Origin of the sequence: Microbacterium phyllosphaerae, assembly GCF_017876435.1 — a bacterium.
Classification (GTDB): domain Bacteria; phylum Actinomycetota; class Actinomycetes; order Actinomycetales; family Microbacteriaceae; genus Microbacterium; species Microbacterium phyllosphaerae.
This window is the reverse complement of record NZ_JAGIOA010000001.1, coordinates 2,075,335-2,099,192: the sequence shown is the minus strand read 5'-3', so window position 1 is coordinate 2,099,192 and position 23,858 is coordinate 2,075,335. Positions and strand designations below refer to the sequence as shown.

At 68.2% G+C, this 23,858-nt stretch carries 22 protein-coding genes; 11 read left to right on the top strand and 11 right to left on the bottom strand.

The features are described 5' to 3' along the window. Positions 1-58: 58 nt before the first annotated feature. Together JOF42_RS09735 and nusA are read right to left on the bottom strand one after the other, a co-directional pair. On the bottom strand, positions 59-298 hold the full coding sequence (locus JOF42_RS09735; RefSeq protein WP_245341141.1) for a YlxR family protein: 240 nt from the start codon (positions 296-298) through the stop codon (positions 59-61). Positions 299-372: 74 nt separating this feature from the next. Beyond that, complete coding sequence (nusA, locus tag JOF42_RS09730) at positions 373-1,356, bottom strand: transcription termination factor NusA (RefSeq protein WP_210097681.1); 984 nt, start codon at positions 1,354-1,356, stop codon at positions 373-375. Between the two features lie 132 nt (positions 1,357-1,488). On the opposite strand from nusA, the gene JOF42_RS09725 reads away from it, so the two are divergent. Continuing rightward, complete coding sequence (locus tag JOF42_RS09725) at positions 1,489-2,844, top strand: flavin monoamine oxidase family protein (protein WP_210097680.1); 1,356 nt, start codon at positions 1,489-1,491, stop codon at positions 2,842-2,844. On the opposite strand, the gene JOF42_RS09720 is transcribed toward JOF42_RS09725, so the two are convergent. Continuing rightward, positions 2,813-3,853: an LOG family protein gene (locus JOF42_RS09720; RefSeq protein ID WP_210097679.1), complete on the bottom strand. Its 1,041-nt coding sequence runs from the start codon at positions 3,851-3,853 to the stop codon at positions 2,813-2,815. The genes JOF42_RS09725 and JOF42_RS09720 overlap by 32 nt on opposite strands. 116 nt (positions 3,854-3,969) lie before the next feature. Here JOF42_RS09720 and JOF42_RS09715 point away from each other — a divergent pair, with 116 nt between their 5' ends. Beyond that, positions 3,970-4,473, top strand: coding sequence for a pyridoxamine 5'-phosphate oxidase family protein (locus JOF42_RS09715; protein ID WP_210097678.1), 504 nt, complete (start codon positions 3,970-3,972; stop codon positions 4,471-4,473). A 66-nt stretch (positions 4,474-4,539) separates the two neighbouring features. Here the strand turns inward: JOF42_RS09715 and JOF42_RS09710 are convergent, their stop codons facing one another. Together JOF42_RS09710 and JOF42_RS09705 are read right to left on the bottom strand one after the other, a co-directional pair. Beyond that, positions 4,540-6,297, bottom strand: coding sequence for a proline--tRNA ligase (locus tag JOF42_RS09710; protein WP_210097677.1), 1,758 nt, complete (start codon positions 6,295-6,297; stop codon positions 4,540-4,542). A gap of 43 nt (positions 6,298-6,340) precedes the next feature. Continuing rightward, entirely contained in the window at positions 6,341-7,111 is a 771-nt protein-coding gene (locus JOF42_RS09705; RefSeq protein WP_210097676.1) for an isocitrate lyase/PEP mutase family protein, read from the bottom strand. A gap of 169 nt (positions 7,112-7,280) precedes the next feature. On the opposite strand from JOF42_RS09705, the gene JOF42_RS09700 reads away from it, so the two are divergent. From JOF42_RS09700 to JOF42_RS09690, 3 genes are read left to right on the top strand one after another with little or no spacing between them, the layout of a single operon-like run. Continuing rightward, positions 7,281-8,696: an RNB domain-containing ribonuclease gene (locus tag JOF42_RS09700; protein WP_210097675.1), complete on the top strand. Its 1,416-nt coding sequence runs from the start codon at positions 7,281-7,283 to the stop codon at positions 8,694-8,696. Positions 8,697-8,714: 18 nt separating this feature from the next. Further along, a complete protein-coding gene (locus tag JOF42_RS17920) occupies positions 8,715-9,623 on the top strand; it encodes an NUDIX domain-containing protein (RefSeq protein WP_245340774.1) in 909 nt (302 codons plus the stop codon). A gap of 8 nt (positions 9,624-9,631) precedes the next feature. Next, positions 9,632-10,369, top strand: a complete 738-nt coding sequence (locus JOF42_RS09690; protein ID WP_210097674.1) for a nucleotidyltransferase domain-containing protein — start codon at positions 9,632-9,634, stop codon at positions 10,367-10,369. A gap of 24 nt (positions 10,370-10,393) precedes the next feature. Here the strand turns inward: JOF42_RS09690 and JOF42_RS09685 are convergent, their stop codons facing one another. Both JOF42_RS09685 and ispG read right to left on the bottom strand, forming a co-directional pair. Further along, positions 10,394-11,260 (bottom strand): alanyl-tRNA editing protein, encoded by an 867-nt coding sequence (locus JOF42_RS09685; RefSeq protein WP_210097673.1) that lies wholly within the window; start codon positions 11,258-11,260, stop codon positions 10,394-10,396. Between the two features lie 85 nt (positions 11,261-11,345). After that, the gene (gene ispG / locus JOF42_RS09680; RefSeq protein ID WP_210097672.1) at positions 11,346-12,476 is read right to left on the bottom strand and encodes a flavodoxin-dependent (E)-4-hydroxy-3-methylbut-2-enyl-diphosphate synthase; all 1,131 of its coding nucleotides are present in this window, start codon (positions 12,474-12,476) and stop codon (positions 11,346-11,348) included. Between the two features lie 252 nt (positions 12,477-12,728). Here ispG and JOF42_RS09675 point away from each other — a divergent pair, with 252 nt between their 5' ends. Beyond that, positions 12,729-14,612, top strand: coding sequence for a chorismate-binding protein (locus JOF42_RS09675; RefSeq protein ID WP_210097671.1), 1,884 nt, complete (start codon positions 12,729-12,731; stop codon positions 14,610-14,612). 43 nt (positions 14,613-14,655) lie between these two features. Here the strand turns inward: JOF42_RS09675 and JOF42_RS09670 are convergent, their stop codons facing one another. Beyond that, complete coding sequence (locus JOF42_RS09670) at positions 14,656-15,972, bottom strand: M50 family metallopeptidase (RefSeq protein ID WP_210097670.1); 1,317 nt, start codon at positions 15,970-15,972, stop codon at positions 14,656-14,658. Between the two features lie 82 nt (positions 15,973-16,054). On the opposite strand from JOF42_RS09670, the gene JOF42_RS09665 reads away from it, so the two are divergent. The 3 genes from JOF42_RS09665 to JOF42_RS09655 all read left to right on the top strand — a co-directional run bounded on the left by JOF42_RS09665 (position 16,055) and on the right by JOF42_RS09655 (position 19,105). Further along, positions 16,055-16,627: a hypothetical protein gene (locus tag JOF42_RS09665; protein ID WP_210097669.1), complete on the top strand. Its 573-nt coding sequence runs from the start codon at positions 16,055-16,057 to the stop codon at positions 16,625-16,627. Between the two features lie 95 nt (positions 16,628-16,722). Continuing rightward, entirely contained in the window at positions 16,723-17,394 is a 672-nt protein-coding gene (locus JOF42_RS09660; RefSeq protein WP_210097668.1) for a YcnI family copper-binding membrane protein, read from the top strand. 88 nt (positions 17,395-17,482) lie between these two features. Next, positions 17,483-19,105 (top strand): Mur ligase family protein, encoded by a 1,623-nt coding sequence (locus tag JOF42_RS09655; protein WP_210097667.1) that lies wholly within the window; start codon positions 17,483-17,485, stop codon positions 19,103-19,105. A gap of 43 nt (positions 19,106-19,148) precedes the next feature. Here the strand turns inward: JOF42_RS09655 and dxr are convergent, their stop codons facing one another. Both dxr and JOF42_RS09645 read right to left on the bottom strand, forming a co-directional pair. Further along, entirely contained in the window at positions 19,149-20,231 is a 1,083-nt protein-coding gene (dxr, locus tag JOF42_RS09650; protein WP_210097666.1) for a 1-deoxy-D-xylulose-5-phosphate reductoisomerase, read from the bottom strand. A gap of 37 nt (positions 20,232-20,268) precedes the next feature. Then, on the bottom strand, positions 20,269-21,288 hold the full coding sequence (locus tag JOF42_RS09645; RefSeq protein WP_307803578.1) for an FKBP-type peptidyl-prolyl cis-trans isomerase: 1,020 nt from the start codon (positions 21,286-21,288) through the stop codon (positions 20,269-20,271). Between the two features lie 92 nt (positions 21,289-21,380). Between JOF42_RS09645 and JOF42_RS09640 the strand changes: the two genes are divergently transcribed. After that, positions 21,381-22,160, top strand: coding sequence for a lysophospholipid acyltransferase family protein (locus JOF42_RS09640; RefSeq protein WP_210097665.1), 780 nt, complete (start codon positions 21,381-21,383; stop codon positions 22,158-22,160). Between the two features lie 93 nt (positions 22,161-22,253). On the opposite strand, the gene JOF42_RS09635 is transcribed toward JOF42_RS09640, so the two are convergent. Next, a complete protein-coding gene (locus JOF42_RS09635; RefSeq protein ID WP_210097664.1) occupies positions 22,254-22,748 on the bottom strand; it encodes an OsmC family protein in 495 nt (164 codons plus the stop codon). A gap of 85 nt (positions 22,749-22,833) precedes the next feature. Here JOF42_RS09635 and JOF42_RS09630 point away from each other — a divergent pair, with 85 nt between their 5' ends. Beyond that, the gene (locus JOF42_RS09630; protein ID WP_307803577.1) at positions 22,834-23,829 is read left to right on the top strand and encodes an asparaginase; all 996 of its coding nucleotides are present in this window, start codon (positions 22,834-22,836) and stop codon (positions 23,827-23,829) included. Positions 23,830-23,858 lie beyond the last annotated feature (29 nt).

Sequence of the window (23,858 nt, the reverse complement as noted above, 5' to 3'; positions counted from 1 at the left end):
AGACCACTAGTCGCGGACGGGTCTCATTTCGAGCCGTTCACTTTGTTTCCATAGCCGTTCAGCCTTTGTTTCTTGGTGGGTGCTGTTCGATGATCCGCGTGTCCAGATCGCTGGAGACGCGCAGTGCTCGTCCGAAAGCCCGACGCCGCAGAGCGGCATCCATGCATTCCGGTGTCGGATGAACCCACGCGCCTCGCCCCGGCAGGACGGCGCGCTCATCGATGATGAGCGTTTCGTTCTGGGACACCACTCTGAGAAGAGCGGCGCGGGGAGCACGCGTGCGACAGCCGACGCACATTCGTACGGGTTCCATCTTACACCTGAGTTCCCGTCCGACTCGCGCGACCGGCGCGAGTCGGACGTGACGAGCGGTCAGTCCAGGACGCTGTCCGGCTGGATGTCGATCTTCGCGCCGGTGAGCTTGGCGGCGAGACGGGCGTTCTGCCCCTCCTTGCCGATCGCGAGCGAGAGCTGGTAATCGGGCACCAGAGCGCGCACCGCCTTGGTGTTCGCATCGAGGATGAATGCGCTCGTGACCTTGGCGGGCGAGAGGGCGTTCGCGACGAAGGGCGCGAGTTCCGGGTCGAAGTCGACGATGTCGATCTTCTCGCCCGCAAGCTCCTCGGTGACGGCTCGGACTCGACGGCCCATCTCGCCGATGCAGGCGCCCTTGGCATTGATCGCCGGATCGTTCGCCCTGACGGCGATCTTGGTGCGGTGACCGGCCTCGCGAGCCAGCGCGACGATCTCGACCAGACCGGCAGCGATCTCGGGCACCTCGAGCGCGAACAGCTTGCGCACGAGTCCGGGATGCGTACGCGAGACGGTGATCTGCGGACCCTTCATCCCCTTGGCGACGCTGGTGACGTAGACGCGCAGACGCGAGCCGTGGGTGTACTCCTCGCCGGGCACCTGCTCCTCGGGAGGCAGGATCGCCTCGACAGACCCCAGGTCGACGTGGATCATCCGGGGGTTCGGTCCCTGCTGGATCACGCCGGCGACGATGTCGCCTTCCTTGTCCTTGAAGTCTCCGAGGACCACGTCGTCCGCGATGTCGCGAAGACGCTGGCTGATGACCTGCTTGGCTGCGAAGGCCGCGATGCGTCCGAAGTCGTCCGGAGTCGCGTCCTCCTCGCCGATGATCGCGCCCTCTTCGTCCTTGACGACCTGCAGCACGGCGACGTGCCCGGTGCGGCGGTCGAGTTCGACGCGAACGCCTTCGGGGGTGGCACCGTCCGCGGACACGTGCTTGGAGTAGGCCGTCAGGATGGCCTGTTCGATGATCGAGACGAGTTCATCGAAGGGAATCGCCTTCTCCTTCTCGATCCCACGCAGCAGACTCAGTTCGATATCCATGACAACTCCCTATTCAGCTCTCGTCGCGCGGGTGTGCACGCGCGACATCCGTACCACGATACCCTGTGCCCACAGCCCCGTGCCACGGCGGCGGCCGCACCGCAGCGGTGCGAGAGGCGCAGGAGGATCCCAGTGACCACATACGACACCATCGTCATCGGAGCAGGGATGTCCGGAGTGACCGCCGCGCGCATGCTCGCCGATGAGGGCGCGAGCGTCCTGGTCCTGGAGGCACGCGATCGGGTCGGCGGCAGGATGAACACCGACCGGACCGCCGGTTTCCCCGTCGATCTCGGGGCGTCCTGGGTGCACGGGATCGCGGGGTCACGCCTGTGGGACCTCGTGCAGGCTCTTGACATCCCCACGATCGAGTACACGGTCGGCAGCTTCCAGGCAGGGGGACGCCCGATCGAGAACTTCGACGGCGAGGGCCGGCCGATGGATGCTGCGAGCACGACGCAGTGGGTCGATGACGTCGCATCGGCCGACCGCCTGCTGGTCGAGGAGATCGCGGCGTCCTCCCCCGGTGACACCTACCTCGACGTGACCGAGCGGGCACTCGACCGCTCGGGCTTCGCTCCGGAGCGCATCGACGAGATCCGCGAGTTCTTCCGACACCGTGTCGAGGAGCAGTGCGGAGCATGGATCGGCGACCTCGATGCGCACGGACTCGACGAGGACGCCATCGACGGCGATGAGGTGATCTTCCCTCGGGGATACGACGAACTCCCCCGTCGCATCGGCCACGGACTCGACATCCGCGTGAACAGCGTCGTGACCCGAGTCGCGCGCGCGGACGACGGGATCGTCGTCTCGACCGAGAACGGCGAGTTCTCGGCCCGCAGCGCGCTGGTCACGGTGCCGCTCGGCGTGCTCAAGGCCGGTTCGATCGATTTCGTCCCGCCTCTGCCCGACACCGTCGCCGCGCCCGTCTCACGCCTGGGCATGGGCGTCTTCAACAAGATCTTCATCCAGTTCCCCGAGCGGTTCTGGAACGAGAGCAGCTATGTGCTGCGTGCGCTCGGCGAGGCGGGCGAGCACTGGCATTCCTGGTACGACGTGTCAGCCGTCAGCGGACTGCCGACACTTCTGACCTTCGCGGCCGGCCCGTTCGGACGGCGGATGCAGGACCTGCCCGACGACGAGATCGTCGCCGACGTGGTCGCCGCGCTGCGCGCGCTGTACGGAGACTCCGTGGGGGCGCCGACAGCACACTGGATCACCCGCTGGGGACACGACCCGTTCTCGAACGGGTCATACTCGCACCTGGCCGCCGGTTCGTCGCATCACGATCACGACGAGGCGGCCGGCCCCGTCGACGGCGTCCTGCACTTCGCGGGAGAAGCCACGTGGGGAGACGAACCCGCCACAGTGGGGGCCGCGTACTATTCAGGGCACCGCGCCGCCGAGCGCATACTCGGGCACGAGGTCGACCTCGCAGCCTTCGCGGCGGGCATCAGAGCGCGGGAGCAGAATCCAGAGAATTGATCGCGCCGATCAGACGGAACAGGTTGCCGACCTGGCGCTGGTCGAGGTGCAGGGCGAGGCGCGGCAGGTGCAGCACGTCGTCATCGGCGACCTCGGGTGATCGAGGCGCGGTGCGCTCGATCCGGCCCCCTGCCAGCATCCCCGCGAATCGCTCGTTGAGCCCTTCGATCTCGGAATCGGTCGGTTCCGCGCGAAGGCGGAGCACGAGTGTGTCACCCACCCAGCGCAGCGAGTCGTAATTGCGCCAGAAGCCGGCGATCACGGCTGCCGCGGATTCGACCGAGTCCGTGATGACGACGCGGTCGAAGTCGCCCTCGGAGATCACACCGGTCGGTGCGAGGTCCTCGTCGATGAAGCGCTTGAGACCGTTCCAGAACGTGCCTCCGGGCTCGTCGAGGAGAACGATCGGTGTGGGCTCGGCCTTGCCCGTCTGCTGCAGCGTGAGGAGTTCGAACATCTCGTCGAGCGTGCCGAATCCCCCGGGAAGACAGATGAAGCCGATGGATTCCTTGATGAGCATGAGCTTGCGGGTGAAGAAATACTTCATCGCGACGACGTGATCGCTTCCCGCGACGAGGCTGTTCGCCTTCTCCTCGAAGGGCAGTCGGATCGAGACGCCCAACGAGAGCGCGGGGCCTGCCCCCTCCGCCGCCGCCTGCATGATCCCGGGTCCGGCACCGGTCACCACCATCCAGCCGTCCGCAGCGAGGGCCTCCGCGACCTTGCGTGCCTGGATGTAGAGAGGGTCGTCCTGACGCGTGCGTGCGGATCCGAAGACGGTGACCTTGGGGACTCCTTCGAACGGCGCGAACAGCCGGAAGGCATCGCGCATCTCGGCCAGCGCCGCGGATGCGATCTTGAGGTCGAGCCTGTCGGTGCCGTCCTCGCCCAGCAGCACCGCCGTGCGCATCATGCGCATCACCAGACGACGGTCGGTCTTGATCCCGGCTTCATCCAGCACGGCGTTGATCTCGGTGCTCAGCGATTCCGGCAGCGGTTCCTCTGTCATGAAGCCAGCCTGTCACGCGTCGCCAGACGCGTGGGGCGCAACGCCGCTCGCGATCATGTGGCCGCCTCCCTGTCAATCCCCGTGCCCGCGCGCGGCTCCCGCGCGATGCTGTCGGCATGACAGAGATCACTGGACCCGAAGCACTGGCTCGCGTCGCCGAGCTCGTGGAGGACATCGACTTCACGATGCTGACGACGACCGACGATGACGGCAACCTCGTGAGCCGACCGATGTCGACGAGACAGATGGACGACGCCGGAGACATCTGGTTCTTCACCGCGGAAGACACCGAGAAGGTCGACGAAGCACGCAAGCACCACGACGTCGGGCTCTCCTACTGCGACGCGAAGGGGATGCGGTACGTCTCGGTCGCCGGCAAAGCCACGCTCGTGCACGATCGGGCCAAGATGGAGGAGCTCTACTCGCCGTCGCTCGAGATCTGGTTCGCGGACGGTCTCGACACCCCGGGCATCGCGCTCCTGAAGGTGACGCCGACCGTGACCGAGTTCTGGGAGCCGGCGAAGGGCAAGATCGCGATGGCCGCGGGAGCGCTCAAGGCGCTCGTCACCAAGGACACGCCCGACGACGACATCATGAACCACGGTCGCATCGTCTGCTGACGGTCCCGTTCATGACAACGCCGCGCATCCCGTCCCGGGATGCGCGGCGTTGTCGCTGAGTCTGCGTCAGCGGCGGCTGAGACTGTCGACGGCGTCGACGATCGACACCGAGGTGCGGTCACCGGTGCTGCGATCCCACAGCTCGACCTGACCGTCGGCAGCGCCACGTCCGACGATGACGATCTTCGGAACACCCACCAGCTCGGCGTCGCCGAACTTGACTCCGGGCGAGACCTTGGGACGATCGTCGTAGAGCACGTCGAGCCCGGCCGACTCGAGCTGCGCCGAGAGGTCGGCGGCCACGTCGAAAGCGACCTGATCGCGACCGGCGGCGACGACCTGCACGTCGAACGGAGCGACGGATGCGGGCCAGATGAGGCCCTTCTCGTCGTTGTTCAGCTCAGCGATGATCGCCAGGATACGAGTGACGCCGATACCGTACGAGCCCATCGTGACGGTGACGAGCTTGCCGTTCTCGTTCAGCACCTTGAGGCCGAGCGCCTCTGCGTACTTGCGCCCCAACTGGAACACGTGGCCGATCTCCATGCCGCGTGCGAGCTCGACCGGACCGGAGCCGTCCGGAGCGGGATCTCCCGCGCGGACGTTCGCGATCTCGACGATGCCGTCCGCGAAGAAGTCACGCCCTGCGACGACCGAGTGCGCGTGCTTCTCATCGAGATTCGCACCCGTGATCCAGCTCGTTCCCTCGCTCACACGGGGGTCGACGAGATAGCGGATGCCCGTCGCCGATTCCTCGCCGAGCACCGCACCGGTGGGCGACCAGGGGCCGATGTAGCCCTTGACGAGCAGCGGGTTCTTCTCGAAGTCGTCTGCCGTGGCGGTCTCGACCTCGGCGGGCGCGAATGCCACCTCGGCGCGCTTCTCGTCGACCTCGCGGTCGCCCGGGATTCCGACGACGACGAGCTCACGGGTGCCGTCGAGGTGCGTGAGCGCGAGCACGACGTTCTTCAGCGTGTCGGCCGCCGTATAGTCGCCGTCCAGGTGCGCGTTCGAGTGAGTGACGAGTGTCTCGATCGTGGGCGTGTTCGGCGAGTCGAAGACCACCGGCGCAGCGTCCGCGTCGAACGCGATCGCGTCGGGGACGGCGGTCGTGAAGGCTTCGACGTTGGCGGCATATCCGCCGGCGCTGCGGACGAACGTGTCCTCACCGACGGGGGTCGGGTGGAGGAACTCCTCGCTTCGCGAACCGCCCATCGCGCCGGCATCCGCCTGGACGATCACGTACTCGAGACCCAGGCGCTGGAAGATGCGCTCGTACGCATCGCGCTGAGCCTGGTAGCTGACGTCGAGGCCCTCGTCGGACGCGTCGAACGAGTACGCATCCTTCATCGTGAACTCGCGTCCGCGGAGCAGGCCTGCACGCGGGCGGGCCTCATCGCGGTACTTGTCCTGGATCTGATAGATCGTGAGGGGCAGATCCTTGTACGACGAGTACAGGTCCTTCACGAGCAGGGTGAACGCCTCTTCGTGCGTCGGAGCCAGCAGGTAGTCGCCGCCCTTGCGATCCTGGAGTCGGAACAGCAAGTCGCCGTACTCGTCCCAGCGCCCGGTCGCCTCGTACGACTCGCGGGGCATCAGAGCCGGGAAGTGCACTTCCTGTGCGCCTGCGGCAGCCATCTCCTCGCGGACGACGGTCTCGATCTTCGCCTTGACTCGCAGACCGAGCGGGAGCCACGCGAAGATGCCGGCTGCCTGCGGTCGGATGTACCCGGCGCGGATCAGCAGCTTGTGGCTCGCGACCTCTGCGCCTGCAGGGTCTTCACGGAGCGTGCGGAGGAAGAATTTCGATAGACGAGTGACCACCGGGCAAGTCTACTGACCGGTGGTCACTCGTTTTCGCGATGCGTCAGTTGAGTGCGGGAAGTCCGTTGGGGATCACGCCGCCCGCGTAAAGGCTCGCGGCGAGCTCCTGGACGGCGGTGAGCGCCACGCGCTGAGGGAGGGGGCCGTACGAGATGCGCGCGACGCCGAGCTTCTCGTACTCCGACGCCGCGAGCGTTCCGGGCAGGCCGATCACGCTGAGCTTGCCCTCTCCGAGACCCTCGACGAGCTGACGCGTGATGTTCGCGTCGAGCATGCCCGGCACGAAGACAGCGGTGGCTCCGGCGTCGAGGAACGCACGTCCGCGCTGGATCGCGTCGGCGATGCTCTCGGCCACGGGTCGGTGGCCTGCACGTACGAACGCGTCGGTGCGGGCGTTGAGCGCGAAGGGAACACCCTCGGCCTCGGCGGCCTTGACGATGGCCTCCACCACGGCGACGGACTCGTCGAAGGGCTTGAGGCGGTCCTCGACGTTGGCGCCGACGACGCCGGCGCCGATCGCGAGACGGGTCGTCTCCCCCGCATCGTCGTATCCGTCGTCGAGGTCGGCGGTCACGGGCACGGAGACGGATGCCGCGATGCGTCCGACCATGTCGATCATGATGTCGCGGGTGATGGTGCCGTCCTCGAATCCGAACGACGCGGCGATGCCGTGTCCTGCGGTGGCGATCGCCTTGGTCTCCGGGAGCTTCGCGACCGCTCGGGCGGACACGACATCCCACACGTTGACGACACGGAGGATCTCCGGGGCTTCGTAGAGTCCGATCAGGGTCTGGGCTTTCGCAGCAGTGGTCATGCCCCCACGCTAACGCCCAGTATTCCGGTGCGGGCCGGACAGACACGGGAATCACAGGTTTCGGATGGTGCGCCGATCGGGTCCGACGCTCATCCCTGATCCTCTCTGCACCGTCATATCTGGGATCCGCGGTCATGATCCGGCACGCCCCGACGCCTAGTGTGGGGGCATGCCTCAGCGCCGATCCCACGTTGCTCCCTCCGCCGCGCAGACCGAACTCGCTGCGGCGCTCGCGGCGCTCCGGGAATCGCTCGAGGCTCCCACCGAGTTCCCTGCCGAGGTGCTGGCCGAAGCCGCGGCCTCGGAAGCGACGTCTCCCACACTCGACCTGCGCGACATCCCCTTCGCCACGCTCGACCCGCGCGGATCCCGCGACCTCGACCAGGCGTTCCACCTCGAGAGGCGGGAATCGGGATACACCGTTCGGTATGCGATCGCCGATGTGCCCGGCTTCGTGGCGCCCGGCGGGGCTGTGGATGCCGAGGCCCGCCGGCGAGGTCAGACGCTGTACGCCGCTGACGGCACGATCCCCCTGCATCCGAAGGTGCTGAGCGAGGATCGTGCGTCCCTTCTCGCCGACGTCGATCGCCCCGCTCTCGTCTGGACGTTCACGCTCGATGTGGCCGGAGTGGTCGAGGGGTTCCGACTCGAGAGGGCTCTGATCCGGTCACGCGCCCAGTTGGACTATGTCAGCACACAGGCCGCGCTCGACCGGGGCGAGGACAGCCCGGCGGCGCTGCTGCCCGAGATCGGCGCGCTGCGGATCGAGCAGGAGAAGCTCCGCGGCGGTGCGAGCCTGAACCTCCCCGACGAGGAGGTCGTGCGTGGCGTCGACGGAACCTACGCGATCGAGCGCCGGAATCCACTGCCGGTCGAGGAATGGAACGCCCAGCTGTCCCTGATGACGGGTATGGCGGCGGCATCCCTGATGATCGAAGCCGGCATCGGGATCCTGCGCACCATGCCCCAGCCCGACGAGAAGTCCTTCGACGCGTTCCGTCATCAGACCGAGGCGCTCGGCCGTCCGTGGGCGACGGGTCGCTACGGCGACTACCTTCGCGAACTGGATCGCGCGGATCCGATGACTCTCCCGATTCTCGAGGCTGCGGCTTCGCTCTTCCGCGGAGCGGGCTACGTGACGTTCGACGGCTCTGTGCCGCCCGACACCGAGCAGGCGGCGATCGCCGCGCCGTACGCGCACGCGACAGCACCTCTGCGTCGTCTCGTCGACCGGTGGGCGCTCGAGATCTGTCTCGCCGTCTCCGAGAAGCGCAGGGTGCCGGGCTGGGTCCGCGAGTCCCTCGCCGATCTCCCGGCGCTGATGCAGGAGTCCGGTCAGCGCGCGTCCAGGCTCGATTCGGCGACGATCAACTGCGTCGAGGCCGCGCTTCTGACGCCTCTGGTGGGTTCCACGGTCGATGCGACCGTGATCGAGATCCGTGGCGAGCGAGCGACTGTCCAGCTCGCCGAGCCCGCCGTCACCGCTTCCGCCCCGGTCCCTGGTGACGCGGTCCCTGGCGCAGTGGTGCGGCTCCGCGTCGTGCGCGTCGACATCGCTCGAGGCGAGATCGAGTTCACCCTCTGACGTCCTAGGCTCTGGAGCATGCCGATCTCGCCGTACCTGAGCGACCTTCGCACACGAGTGGGTCATGACCTTCTGCTGCTGCCCGCCGTCACCGCAGTCATCCGGCGAGGCGATCGGTTTCTGATGTGCAGGCAGGCGCACTCTCCCGAGTGGGGCCTGCTCGGCGGCGGCATCGAACCGCTCGAGAAGCCGGAAGAGGCGGTCCTCCGGGAAGTGCGTGAAGAGATCGGCGTTCCCGCCACCGTTCACGGGATCGTGGGAGCGTACGGAGGCGAAGACCTGCACGTGCGGTACCCGAACGGCGATCGCGTCAGCTACACCACGATCGCATTCTCGTGCACGATCCCGGAGGCAATGGACCTTGCCTACGTCGACGGTGAGCTCGTCGAGACAGGGTGGTTCACGGTCGATGAGATCGAGCGGCTCCAGCGCGACCGAGGGGTGGATCGGATCATCGACGATGCCTGCCGCGTCCCCGAGGCGCAGAGTGCCCTTCCACCCGACGTCGTGGAGAAGGCCGTGTGCTACGTGATCGCCGAAGACCGGTTGCTCGTCTTCACCCACGACGACACCGACATACAGGTCACCGGCGTGCAGGTGCCCGCAGGAACAGTGCGAGACGACGAGACTCCCGCCCAGGCGGCTGAGCGTGAGCTGTTCGAGGAGACGGGACTCCGAGGAACGGTGCAGCGCAGCCTGGGCACAGAGCTGTATGACCTGTCGCCCGCCCGGGACGAACGCGCCCTCCGTCATTTCTTCCGCATGGACGTCACCGACCCCGACACCACGGCTGTCTGGCGGGCCGGCGAGCCGGATCCCGCCGACGGTGGCTCCCCTGTGTCGTGGACGTGCCGATGGATCCCGCTCAGCCAAGCGCATGTGCTCGCGGGCGGACTCGGCGCTCGGCTCGGCGCAGCGACCCGCTGAGAGACCCGATGACGAAGCCCGGCGCCCCCGCCGACGGACGCTACGCTGTCGCCGTGGACCACCTCGCCGTCGCAGAACGATTCGTCGCCGCTCGCTACCCCCGCGCAGACGTCGCCATCGTGGCGGGGAGCACCGCACGCGGCGAACGCACCCCGACGAGCGACATCGACCTGTTGCTCATCGGAGGCGAGCTCTTCGAGGCCGAAGACCAGACGAGCGAAGCCTCGACGCACGAGTTCGAGGGAGAGGTGTTCGAGGTCTTCGCGTACACACCGGCCGGTTTCGACGAATGGGCCGAACGAGGAGTCGCGCAGCACAGGCCGGTCACGGTGCACATGCTCGTCGAAGGAACCGTGATCCGAGACGACGGCCGGATGCCCTCCCTCCGCCTGCATTGGCAGCGCGTCCTCGACGCGGGCCCCGCACTGAGTGAGCACGAATCCGCCTTTCGGCGCTACGTCATCACCGATGTCCTCGACGACCTCAGAGATGCGAGAGACCCCCTCGAGCAGCACCTCGAGGCGTCCATCCTGTTCGAGAGGACGGCGGAGCTCATGCTTCTCGGAGACGGGCGCTGGATCGCCACGGGCAAATGGCTCCCCCGGCGCCTCCGGAACCTCAGCAGCGAGCGCGCCGAACGATTGACCGTCCCCCTGCTCGACCGCGACTACGCGACGTTCGCGGCGCGCGTCGAAGACGAGCTCGTTCGTGCCGGCGGCCGCGTGCAGAGCGGATTCGTGCGCTGACCGGCTTCACTCGCTGAGCGGGGCTCAGGACGCGGGTACGGCCCTCGTCGTCATGACCAGCAACTGGGGGTCGGACAGGTCGAGCGTCACTGAGATCGAGACGAACTCGGCAAGGGATGCCACGTGTGTGCCGCCGCAGAGGATCTCTGCCGTGCCGTCGGGAAGCTCGCAGTGCCAGCTCCGACGATCCACGATCGTCGATCCTTCGGGTACCACCCGGCTCGTCGCCCCTGACGCGACCCATTCGGCCAGTCGCTCGTTGATGGACGATTCACGATCCGCGAGTGTCGACGCGAAGGTCTCGGTGTCGAATCCGGCCCGGCGCAGGCTCTTGCCCAGCCGGTACTCGTCGACTGCCCCGTCCGCATGGATGCGGCTCGACTGGTTGGCCTTGCGCTCGAAGTCGGGGGCGCCCAGAGCATCCGTTCCGGGATCCTTGCGCCACAGATCCGCGAGCGCGAGATCGAGAGCCAACGACGCGAGGTGGCAGGCGGTGTGTCCTCGGCTGAGGCCGGCCCGCCGCGGCGAGTCGACCGACAGTTCGACGCGGACGCCTTCGACCAGCCACGAGGGCACCTCGCCCTCGAGCGGATGCCCGACGAGCCAGGTCCATCCCTCCGCGCCGCGCTTGACCGGGATGTCGGAGCCGACGGCGAACTCGCCGTCGTCGGACACCGCCGCCATCACAGCCTCGGAGACCCGGACGGCAGACCCGTCGAGCGCGATCTCGCCGCTGTCCCCCGGCTGATCCGGCCACGTGTGGTCGACAGGGTGGAACGGGGTCGCGTCCACGACGACGACGGCACCCGCAGCGGTGGGCTCGACCCGGGTGACAGTGCTCGATCCCGAGACATCGCCGCCGGCGAAGGACACGACAGTGGACGAGGGCATGGGACTCCTTGAGATTTTCATGACGATCACCGTCCCTCACCGCGAGGAACGCGCGATCGCACCGCGTCAGAGGCGCGCCGCGAGGTCAGGCCGTGACGACCTGTGCGGTCCCGAGAGGCGCCTCGGGCCCCATCTCGACCGCGATTCGGTTGGCCTCTTCGATCAGCGTCGCGACGATGTCCGCCTCGGGCACGGTCTTGATGACCTCGCCCTTGACGAAGATCTGGCCCTTGCCGTTACCGGAGGCGACCCCGAGATCTGCCTCGCGAGCCTCGCCAGGTCCGTTCACGACGCAGCCCATGACCGCGACGCGCAGCGGCACCGTCATGTCCTTGAGCCCCTCGGTCACGTTCTCGGCGAGCGTGTACACGTCGACCTGAGCGCGGCCGCACGACGGGCACGAGACGATCTCGAGCTTGCGCTCGCGGAGGTTCAGCGACTGCAGGATCTGGTGACCGACCTTGACCTCTTCGGCGGGCGGTGCCGAGAGAGACACGCGGATCGTGTCGCCGATGCCTTCGCCGAGGAGGATGCCGAACGCCGTGGCGCTCTTGATCGTGCCCTGGAACGCCGGTCCGGCCTCGGTCACACCGAGGTGCAGCGGCCAATCGCCTCGCTCGGCGAGAAGGCGGTACGCCTTGACCATGACGATGGGGTCGTTGTGCTTGACCGAGATCTTGAAGTCGTGGAAGTCGTGCTCCTCGAACAGCGAGGCCTCCCAGACGGCGCTCTCGACGAGAGCCTCCGCGGTCGCCTTGCCGTACTTGGTGAGGATGCGGCGATCGAGCGATCCGGCATTCACGCCGATGCGCAGCGAGACTCCGGCGGCCTTGGCCGCTTCGGCGATCTTGCCGACGTTGCCGTCGAACTCGCGGATGTTGCCGGGGTTCACTCGCACGGCACCGCAGCCTGCATCGATCGCGGTGTAGATGTACCGCGGCTGGAAGTGGATGTCTGCGATGACCGGGATCTGGCTCTTCATCGCGATGATCTTCAGCGCGTCGGCGTCATCCTGGTGGGGCACGGCGACACGGACGATCTCGCATCCCGACGCGGTCAGCTCGGCGATCTGCTGGAGCGTCGCGTTGATGTCCGTCGTCTTCGTCGTCGTCATGGACTGCACGGTGACGGGGGCGTCGCCACCCACGAGCACCTTGCCCACCTTGATCTGGCGAGACTTGCGGCGCGGGGCGAGGACTTCGGGGATCTTCGGCATCCCAAGATTCACTGCTGGCACAACCCCCAGCCTACGCCGCCTGGATGCACGCGGGCTGGATGCCGGGCGGCGCGCATCGCGCGTCATGCGGCCGATCCGGAACGCGTCGGTGTGATAGTTTTCAGCCCATGCTCGCGAACTTCACCTGGTGGCCCGCCTCTTAGGCGGTGTGTTCGCGTTCCCACGAATCCAGACCGCCTCCGGGGCGGTCTTTTCGTTGAGCCGAGCCGGAGCCACGCACAGGAGACACCGATGACCCTCTCACGTCTTGCCGAGCTCACCGCAGATCCCTCTGCGTCGTTCGTTCTGATCGCGCGCGATGGCGCCGACACCGTCGAGCTGCTCACGGGCGAGGTCGTCGACGTCGACCTGCTCGCTGACATCCCGCTCACGATCGATGGGGTCGCCCGCGAGATCTTCACGATGGTCCCGTACCGTCAGGTGCGCGAGCGTGGGTTCGTCGCCCAGGACGACGGCGCGCCGCTGCGCTGCATCGTGGTCGACGAGCACCTCCATCTCCCGGCTCCCGACCTCGTCGCCGAGCTGCCGTCCGCCGCGGTCCCCCTCCGCGACGGCGGTTTCGACATCGCCGACGAGGACTACGCCGCGATCGTCCAGACCGTGATCGCCGACGAGATCGGCCGCGGCGAGGGTGCGAACTTCGTGATCCGCCGCGACTTCACCGCCGAGATCGATGTCGACGACCGCACGGCGGCGCTCACCTGGTTCCGCGCGCTGCTCACGCACGAGCGCGGTGCGTACTGGACCTTCGCCGTCGTCACCCCCGGCCACATCGCCGTCGGCGCCAGCCCCGAGGCGCACGTCGTGGCCAGAGGAGGGGTCGTCACGATGAACCCCATCTCGGGCACCTTCCGGCACCCGGCCGGTGGCGCCACGAAGGAGACGCTCGTCGACTTCCTCTCCTCCACCAAGGAGACGGAGGAGCTGTTCATGGTCGTCGACGAAGAGCTCAAGATGATGAGCGCGGTGTGCTCGGACGGCGGGCGGATCACCGGTCCGCACCTGAAGGAGATGTCGCGCCTGACGCACACGGAGTACATGCTCCGAGGGCGCAGCGCGCTGGACCCCCGCGACATCCTCCGCGAGACCATGTTCGCCCCGACCGTCACGGGCTCGCCGATGCAGAACGCGTGCGCGGTCATCCGTCGTCACGAGAGGAAGCCGCGCGGGTACTACTCCGGTGTCGCCGCGCTCTTCACCCCGAACGCCGACGGCGGACACGATCTCGATGCCCCGATCCTGATCCGCACCGTCTACCTGCAGGACGGCTCGCTGAGCGTGCCTGTGGGCGCGACGCTCGTGCGCCACTCCGACCCGCACGGCGAGGTCTCCGAGACCCACGGCAAGGCCGCAGGGGTGCTCGGCGCGATCGGCGCGATCGATCGAGACACGGCCGCTGAGTCCCGTGAGGACGCTGACGAACCCGGCGCGCCTCTGTCCCTCGCGGCAGATCCCACGGTCGCCGCTCTGCTCTCCTCACGCAACGCGCGCCTCGCGGACTTCTGGCTGAACCCCCAGGGCGATGACCTCACCGGCCCGTTCGCCGGTCGGACGGCGATCGTCGTCGACGCGGAGGACCGCTTCACGACCATGCTCGCCCACCAGCTGCGCCATCTGGGGCTGGATGTCACCATCAGAGCGTGGAGCGAGGTCGACAGCGCGGAGCTCGACTCCGCGGACCTCGTCGTCGCGGGCCCCGGTCCCGGCGACCCCCGCGACACCGCCAGCGATCGCATCGCCCGCATGCGGCAGGTCGTCTCGCGTCGCGTCGATGAGGGCGCACCGCTGCTCGCCGTCTGCCTGAGCCACCAGATCCTCAGCGACAGTCTCGGCATCGATCTCGCTCCCCTCGACGCGCCACATCAGGGGCTGCAGAAGGCGGTGCCCGTCTTCGGCGAGGATGCGTCGATCGGCTTCTACAACACCTTCACCGCCAGGGTCGCGCCGGGGACCTCTTCCGTCGGCGCCGCCGAAGTGTCCGCAGATCTCGTGTCCGGCGACGTCTACGCCCTGCGCGGGGAGCACTTCGCGTCGATCCAGGGACACCTGGAGTCGATCCTGTCGCGCGATGGGATCCGCACGCTGGAGCGCCTGGTCTCGCACGCACTCGCCTGATCCCCGGGTCTCGCGTCGCCCCGCGGGGCGAACTCGCGCGGGCTCAGCCTCCGAAGATGTTCACGGGGTTGAACAGATCGGCGAGCAGCAGCACGGCGCCCATCGCGATGAGCAGCGTGGCGACGACGACCGTCAGCGGCACGAGCCTGGTCGCGTCGACCGGCGCGGGCGGCGGACGACGGAACAGCGTCGCCCACGCGCGTCGGATGCCGTCCCACAGCGCGACGACGACGTGACCGCCGTCGAGAGGCAGCAGCGGGATCAGGTTGAAGACGAACAGCGCGACATTCAACGAGCCGAGAAGACCGAGCAGCACCGAGAATCTGTTCAGGACCGGGGCATCCGTGGCCGCGACCTCTCCGGCGATGCGTCCGACGCCCACGACGCTGAGCGGCCCGTTCGGATCACGCTCGCTCCCCGTCACGAGGGACACACCCGTGTCCCAGATGCGCACCGGGAGCGTCAGGATCATCGATCCGACGCGCGCGACCGTGTCAGCGGCCATCTGCGGCCCCGCCGACAGCGGCTGCTGCACGAAGCCCATCTGCGCACCCATCCCGACGTAGCCGACGTCTTTGACGACCGGCTGACCGTCGTCTCCGATGACCGGCCGGCCGCTCGCATCCGTGATGGTGCGCTCCGCCTCGACCGGGGTGATGCTCAACGTCTTCTCGGCGCCGTCGCGGAGGACGACGAGCTCGAGCGTCTCACCCGGTGCCGCCTGCACGATCGCGGTCGCCTCCGCGAACGTCGACACCGGCTGACCGCCGACGGACACCAGCACGTCGCCGGGTCTGATCCCGGCCTCCGCCGCGGGCGTCGCAGGGTCGTCGGCCGAGCACTCCGTCGCCGCGGACCCGGCCGGAAGCACGCACTCACTCACGGATGCGATCGTGGTGGTCCCCTGCTGCACGCCGATGCCCGACACCAGGACGGTGAAGATCACGATCGCGAGGAGGAGGTTCATCAGTGGGCCGCCGAGCATCACGATGACGCGCTTCCACACGGGCAGACGGTAGAAGACACGATCCTCGGCGCCCTCCGCGATCGTCTCGTCGTTGGCCGAGCGAGCATCCTGCACGAGCGCCCGGAAGACGCCCTTGGCGGGACCGGAGGTCGTGGATGCCGGATACATGCCCGACATCGAGATGAAGCCGCCCAGAGGAAGCAGCTTGAAGCCATATTCGGTCTCGCCGATGCGCTTCGACCACAGCCTCGGTCCGAACCCGATCATGTACTGGCCCACGCGCACGCCGAACAGCTTCGCGGGCAGGAGGTGACCGACCTCGTGCAGGCCGATCGACAGGCCGAGGCCGATCAGCATGAACACGATGCCACCCAGATAGAGCAGTGCTTCCACTCCCCCAAGCTAGTGCTCGCAGTCTAGGAATACGCCCCACGCCGCGACGAGGCTCACCGCGCACTCCCGTTAGGCTTGTCGGGTGACCTCCCGCCAGCTGCGACTCCTGCGCGCGGCTTCGGCGTCGGCTGTGGCCACGGTCATCGCAGCGACGTCGCACACGATCGCGGGCGGAGCCGCACCGCATCCTCTGCTCGTGCTCGCTGTCGCGGCGCTGGTGGTGCCGATCACCGCTCTGATCATCGGGGCGCGCGTCTCCCGAATCCGCGTCGCGGCGACAGTGCTCGTCAGCCAGGCCGCCTTCCACGTCGTGTTCCAGCTCCTGGGCGCCCCGACCGGCACGACCGTGATCTCCGGGCACCAGCATCACGTCGATCTCTCCGCGCTCGGCCCGGTCAGCGCAGCCACCGCTCCTGACCTGCTCATGCTGATCGGCCACATCGTCGCCGCCGTCGCCACCACCGCGCTGCTGTGGCACGGCGAGTCGATGGTGCGTGCGATCGCCGGGTGGGTGCAGGCGCAGTGGCGTCGCGCCGTCACGCTGTTCCGCGCGGGTCATGCGCGCCCCGCAGCTCCGATCTTCGCCCTCCCCCTGCTGGTCGACACTGCTCTCTCCACCTCCCTTTCGCGTCGAGGACCCCCGGCGCGCGCCTGATCACCGCATCGCCTCATCGAGGCGCCCCTTTCCTCACCTCGCGGATGCCGCGCTCATCTCGGCGCGCCCGCACCACAGCAATCAGGAGTTCCCTCATGCGTTCCACCACCACCCGCACCCGCCGCAACCTCACTGTCGGATTGATCGGCGGCGCTGTCCTCGCTCTCGCGATCCCCGCGATGGCCAGCGCCCACGTCAGCGTCAGCCCCGACGAGCTCGTCGCCGGAGACCACGGCGTGCTGACGTTCTCGTTCGCCCACGGCTGCGACAACTCCCCCACCACCTCGTTGAAGGTCACGATGCCCGAGGGCCTCGCCTCGGTCGCACCCACCATGGACAGCGACTGGACGATCGACATCGAGAAGGGTGATGACGGCCTCGTCAGCGCAGTCACTTACACCGCGGTCGCACCGGTGCCGACCGACCTGCGCGGCGCCGTCAGCATGTCGGTCGGCCTCGACGAGGACACGCCCGAGACCCTCGCGTTCCCCGTGATCCAGACCTGCGTCGAGGGAAGCACCGAATGGACCCAGCTGGCGGAGGACGGCGAGGACCCGCACAGCCTCGACGCTCCGGCTCCCGTGGTGTCCGTGGCAGCCGCTGCCGCAGACGGCCACGGCGAGCACGACTCGAGCACGACGCCGGAGACCGCCGCTGACGAGACGGACACGCCGGATGCTCTCGGCACGGCGCTGGGTGCAGGTGGTCTCGTCGCCGGCATCGCCGCGCTCATCGTCTCCGTGCTGGCGTACCGCCGCAAGGTGTGACGCCTCGCACGTCTCCTCGGCCTGCCGTGGTCGAGGAGACGTGCCGCACCCCGTGATCTCTCCGGAGCCGTGAGATCATGGATGCGACATGTCGATTGAACAACAACCGAGCCTGCCTCCCGTGCTCCGCCCCGCGAACCCGCCCCGGCGCGAGCTGTCCGAACTCGCCTCTCGATTCGCACGAGACGTCCGCGGGGAGGTGAGCGGTGTCACCCTGTCGGGGATCACCCTCGCCACCGCAGATCTCCGCCCCGGCGAGGCCTTCGTCGCGATCCGGGGCGTGAACCGCCACGGCGCCGAGTTCGCGGTCACCGCCGCCGAGAAGGGCGCCGTCGCGGTCATCACCGATGAGGCGGGTGCTGAGATCGCCGAATCCGCGGGCCTCCCCGTGCTCGTGGTCGACGACCCGCGGGCCGTGCTCGGTGCGCTGAGCGCCTGGGTCTACGGCACCGGAGCAGGCGAGCCGCTGCCTCTGCTGTTCGCGACGACGGGGACGAACGGCAAGACGAGCGTGTCACACCTGCTCGAGGGCATCCTCGACCAGCTCGGCGTGGTCACCGGCCTCTCCTCCACCGCCGAGCGGCACATCGCCGGCGAGGTCATCGTCTCCAGGCTCACGACCCCCGAGGCCTCCGAGATGCATGCGCTGCTCGCGCTGATGCGCGAGCGTGACGTCGAGGCCGTGGCCGTCGAGGTCAGCGCGCAGGCGCTCTCGCGTCACCGTGTCGACGGCATCCGCTTCGACGTCGCCGGATTCACCAACCTCAGCCATGACCACCTCGACGACTACGCCGACATGGAGGAGTACTTCGAGGCCAAGCTCCCGCTCTTCCGACCCGACCGCGCGACGCGTGGTGTGGTGTGCCTCGACTCCCCCAACGGGGCGATCGTGGTGCAGCGAGCGGAGATCCCCGTCGTCACCGTCGGAACGCCGTCCATCGCGGCCGATCCCGACGCCGCGGCGCGTGCCGACTGGGTCGTCGTGATCGACGACGAACGCGCGTCGGGAACCACCTTCACGATGTCCGGCCCTGCGGGATCCCACACGACCACCGTCCCGGTGATCGGACCTCACATGGCCGCGAACGCTGCCCTGGCGATCGTGATGCTGCTCGAAGGCGGCTACGAGTGGGATCGGATCGTCGCGGCCCTCGACCGCGACGGCGGCATCGACGCCCACCTCCCCGGTCGCACCCAGCTCGTGTCCGGCGACACTGGGCCTGTGGTGTTCGTGGACTTCGGGCACTCCCCCGACGCCTTCGAGAAGACCCTCGCCGCCGTGCGCCGCGTCACGCCCGGCAAGGTGCTGATGCTCTTCGGTGCAGACGGCGACCGCGACGCCAGCAAGCGATACGACATGGCTCGCACGGCTGTCGAAGGCAGTGACATCCTCGTCGTGACAGACCACCATCCTCGTTTCGAGGACCCGGATTCGATCAGGGCCACCCTCGTCGCCGGAGCCCGCAAGGCACGACCCGACGCCGAGATCTTCGAGTACTCGCCGCCCGAGACCGCCATCGTGGCCGCCGTCGGGATGGTGGGCGAGGGCGACTCGATCCTGTGGGCGGGTCCTGGACACCAGGACTACCGCGACATCCGCGGTGTGCGCACCCCGTACTCTGCGCGTGAGCTGGCTCGACGGGCGCTGCGGGCCGCGGGATGGCCGGTGCCCGACTCGCACTGGCCCGTTCCCTACGCGGACGAGGACTGAACCCGATCAGCGGCCGCAGCGATCCGTTGCGGCCGCTGTCGAGTCAGGCTTTCGCGATCAGCTGGTCGGCCTTGCGTCGTGCCCACTCCTCGGCGGCCGCCAGGGACTCGACCGTCAGAGCCTGAGGCGGCTCGTGCGCGTCGACCACTCGGGAGATCGTGTCGACGATGCCGAGGAACGACAGGCGTCCCTCGTGGAACGCGTCGACGGCCTGCTCGTTCGCCGCGTTGTAGACGGCGGGGAACGTGGCGCCCGCGCGCCCCACAGCCTTGGCGAGAGCGACGGACGGGAACGCCTTGTCGTCGAGAGGCTCGAACGTCCAGGACGTTGCCCTGGTCCAGTCGAGCGGGCTTCCCACACCACCGACGCGATTCGGCCAGTCGAGACCGAGCGAGATGGGCAGACGCATGTCTGGAGGGGATGCCTGGGCGATCGTGGATCCGTCGATGAACTCCACCATCGAGTGCACGACCGACTGCGGATGCACGACGACATCGATGTCGTCGTAGGCGATGTCGAACAGCAGGTGCGCCTCGATCACCTCGAGGCCCTTGTTCACCAGCGTCGCGGAGTTCGTGGTGACCATGCGTCCCATGTCCCACGTCGGGTGCGCGAGCGCCTCCTGCGGAGTGACCTGGAGCATCTCGTCGCGTGAACGCCCGCGGAACGGTCCTCCGGACGCCGTGACGACCAGCCGTCGCACCTCCGCGTGCGTGCCGCTGCGCAGAGCCTGGGCGATGGCCGAGTGCTCGGAATCCACCGGGACGATCTGGTCGGGGGCCGCAGCCGCGAGCACCAGCTGACCGCCGACGATGAGCGACTCCTTGTTCGCGAGCGCGAGCGTACGTCCGGCCTCGAGCGCGGCGAGCGTGGAGCCGAGACCGATCGATCCGGTGATGGCGTTGAGCACCACATCGGCGTCTACGTCTCGCACCAGCTGCTCGGCCTCGGCGGCGCCGAGGGCTGTGCTCTCGACCTGGAACTGCTGCGCCTGCTCGGCCAGCATCTCGGCGTTGGACCCCGCAGCGAGGCCGACGAGTTCGAATCGCCGCGGATTGGCGCGGATGACGTCGAGCGCCTGAGTGCCGATGGAGCCGGTGGAGCCGAGGACGATGATGCGACGCATGCCGCCAGCCTAGGCCACCCCCTGCACCCCGCCGTGCTTACTCGGCCTGCTCGATCGGCGTGGTCGCGAGGATGTCGACGACGAACGTCAGGGTCTCGCCGACGAGATCGTTCTCGTTGATCTCGCCCTCGCCGTAGCCGTCCTTCGGAGGCATGGTGACGATGACCTGGGAGCCGACCTTCTGGCCTTCGAGAGCCATCTTGAAGCCGGTCACGACCCCGCTCGTCTGGAACTGCGACGGCGCGGCGTCTCGGCTCCAGCTGGAGTCGAACTCGCTGCCGTCCGACCACTTCACGCCGCGGTACTGCACCGTGACCAGGTCGCCGGCACCGACGACGGCACCGTCGCCCTGCTTGAGGACGGCGACCTCCGTCTCGGTGGGAGCGTCGGAGTCCGGGAGGGTGATCGTCGGCGAGCCGGCGTCGTCGAGCTCCACGGTCGGCATGCCCTCGGTCGCGTCGACGTCGGAGCCGGACGCGATGGTCGGCAGCTCCTCGATGGTCTCGACGTAGAGCACGCTCGGGTTCATGCCCTCCTGCGCTGCAGGAAGAGTCAGGACGACGCTCGAGCCGATCGGAAGGCACTCCGCGGCGACGGTGAAGACGGTCGACTGGGTCGGATCCACGATCTGCTGCGGCTGCTGCACCGCGAGAAGGGCCGACAGTACGCCGTCAGGGCCCCGCTCAGACGTGCTGAGCACCTCGTTGGTCGTGGCGTCGACGAGCTGATAGCGCAGGGAGACGAGATCGCCGGGCATGACGTCGTCGCCGTCGCCCTCGACCACGACGGACCTCTGGGCTTCGGTGAGATCGGCATCCGCGGGGACGGTCACCTTCGCATCGGCACCGGTTCCGTCGACCGTGACGGCATCGGACCCCGCCCCCGACTGGAGATCGGCGAGGCAGGAGGTCTGCGCAGAGGCGTCAGGGGTCTCCGTCGCATCGGGGGTCGAGCCGCCGGCACAACCGGCCAGGAGCAGGGTCGCCGCAGCGACGGTGGACAGGACGATGAGCGGACGCTTGCGCACAGTGAGACCTCGGGATCGCGGGCGGGACACCCCATCATCCCCCATACCCCTTTGTCGATGCTGGGAGGCGCGCCTGAAGCTTCATTCCCACCGAGGCATGGATCCGGGGGTAATCTGCTCTGATGACGTCAGAGCAGTCCGTGGAGCCCGAAGCATCGCCCGCAGAGACTGAGAAGCCTCGTCACGCCGGCTTCGCCTACGCGCTGGGCCGCAGCCTCATCACCCCGCTCGCTCGAACCATCTATCGACCGCGCATCGAAGGCCGCGAGAACGTGCCGCACGACGGCCCCGTGATCTTCGCGAGCAATCACCTGTCGTTCATCGACTCGATCGCGATCCCGGTCGCGGCGCCGAGGCCCGTGCACTTCCTCGCCAAGTCCACGTACTTCGAGGGGACAGGCGTGAAGGGCTGGCTCAGCAAGACCTTCTTCGAGTCCATCGGCGCCATCTCCGTGCGCCGCGGCGCAGGGAAGGCCGCTCTGGATGCACTCGACGTCCAGCGCCAGCTGCTCGACGAGGGCCTCGCGGTCGCTCTCTACCCCGAAGGCACGCGGTCCACCGACGGCCGCCTCTACAAGGGCCGCACGGGAGTCGCGTTCCTCGCCCTGCAGACGGGAGCGCCTGTCGTCCCCGTGGGGCTGATCGGCACTGACACCGTGATGCCGGTCGGCGCCAAGGTTCCGACGCTGAAGGAACGCATCACCGTGAGGTTCGGCGAGCCGCTCGACCTGTCTCCGCACGGCCCCGCCACCAGCGGGCGCGCGCGCAGACTCGCGACCGACGAGATCATGGCTGCGATCCACGCACTCTCCGGGCAGGAGCTCGCGGACGCGTACAACGAAGCCCCCGCCCAGGGCACGATCGAGAAGATCAAGCAGGCACTGCCGCACGAGCGCCGCTGACGCTGTTCGGTCGCGTGATCGCTGCCCTCTCGGGTACGCTCTACCTCACGGTGTCGGGCTGCGACCGTCCGGACGGAAGTCGCGGATGGACCCTCAGCCCTGCTGCGCGCGCACCGTGGCCTCGTGCCGCACCGGGAAGTTCATCGAGTTCGCGATGAAGCACCATTCGTTCGCCTGAGCGTGCGCGCGCTCGGCCGCATCGATCATGGATGCGTCGGCGACGACGACCTCGGGACGCAGCATGACCTCGACGAACGCACCTCCGCCTGCACCGTTCTCCCGCATCATGCCCGAGGCGGTGTCTCGATACGAGACGACCACGACGCCCGCCGTGACGCAGGCATGCAGGTACGAGAGCAGATGGCACTCGGACAGCGAGGCGAGGAGGAGATCTTCGGGGTTCCAGCGCGACGGATCGCCACGGAAGGGCTTGTCCGCGGAGGCCAGGATCTCGGGCTTGCCCTCGACCTCCAGCGTGACGTCGCGCCGATAATCCCGATAGCCGCTCGTGCCTGTCCCGGAGTTACCGGTCCAGGTCGAGGTGAGTGAGTAGCGGTGCTCGCCGAGGGGCGTGGGACGATCTGCCATGCCGACAGTCTGCCAGCCGCATCCGACGTCGGGAACCGCGGTGCTCTGTCGCAGCGGCGGCAGCATCCGACGATATCCTTGGGAGGTGTTGGAGACTCTCACCGTTCAGGATGCTGTGGAACTTGCCGTCGTCGAGCGGAGCGGGTTCGTCGAATCCCGCCATGCGGGGGCGGCGGTGGTGCTCTCCCCCGACGGCGAGGTCATCGCCCGGCACGGCAACGCCGATGCCCTGATCCTGCCTCGGTCGAGCCTCAAGCCTCTGCAGGCCGTGGCATGCATCACGGCAGGCGCCTCCCTCGAGGGAGAGCAGCTCGCCATGTCGACCGCGAGCCACAGCGGCACGGACCGTCATGCATCGGTGGTCCGTGACGTGCTGACCGCAGGCGGACTCACCGAAGATGCCCTGGGCTGCCCACCCGCGTGGCCGAGCGACACGGCAGCTCGTGACGAACTCGTGCGCGAGCACGGCGCACAGACCCGCATCCGCATGAACTGCTCGGGCAAGCATGCGGCGATGCTGCGTGCCTGCGTCGCGACCGGCTGGCCCGTAGACGGATACCTCGACGCCGCTCACCCCCTGCAGGTGCACATCCGCGACGTCATCGAACGCCTCACCGGCGAGAAGATCGCGCACACGGCGATCGACGGCTGCGGAGCCCCGGTGTATGCCATCACGCTCACGGGGCTGGCACGATCGATCCACCGGATCGGGACCGCCTCGGACCGTTCCCCGTTCGCACTCCACCGCGTGGCCGGATCGCTGGTGCGCGCTGTTCGCGAGCACCCCTGGACGATCGACGGCCCCGGACGCCCCGACACCATCGCGATCGAGAAGCTCGGCGTCTTCGCCAAGGGCGGCGCCGAGGGAGTCATGGTGATGGTCGCCCCGAACGGGACCACCGTCGCACTGAAGATGCTCGACGGCGGCGCCCGCGCGTCGACGATCGTGGCGGCGACTCTGCTGGCACGTGCGGGTGCACTCGCCGAAGCCGATGTCGAGTCCCTCGGCGCGGCCCTCTCGCTCGACGTGCTGGGGGGCGGCGAGCCCGTCGGAAAGATCCGCGCGGGCAACGGCATCTGATCCACGTCCCTCGATTCGGGCACGCCGGC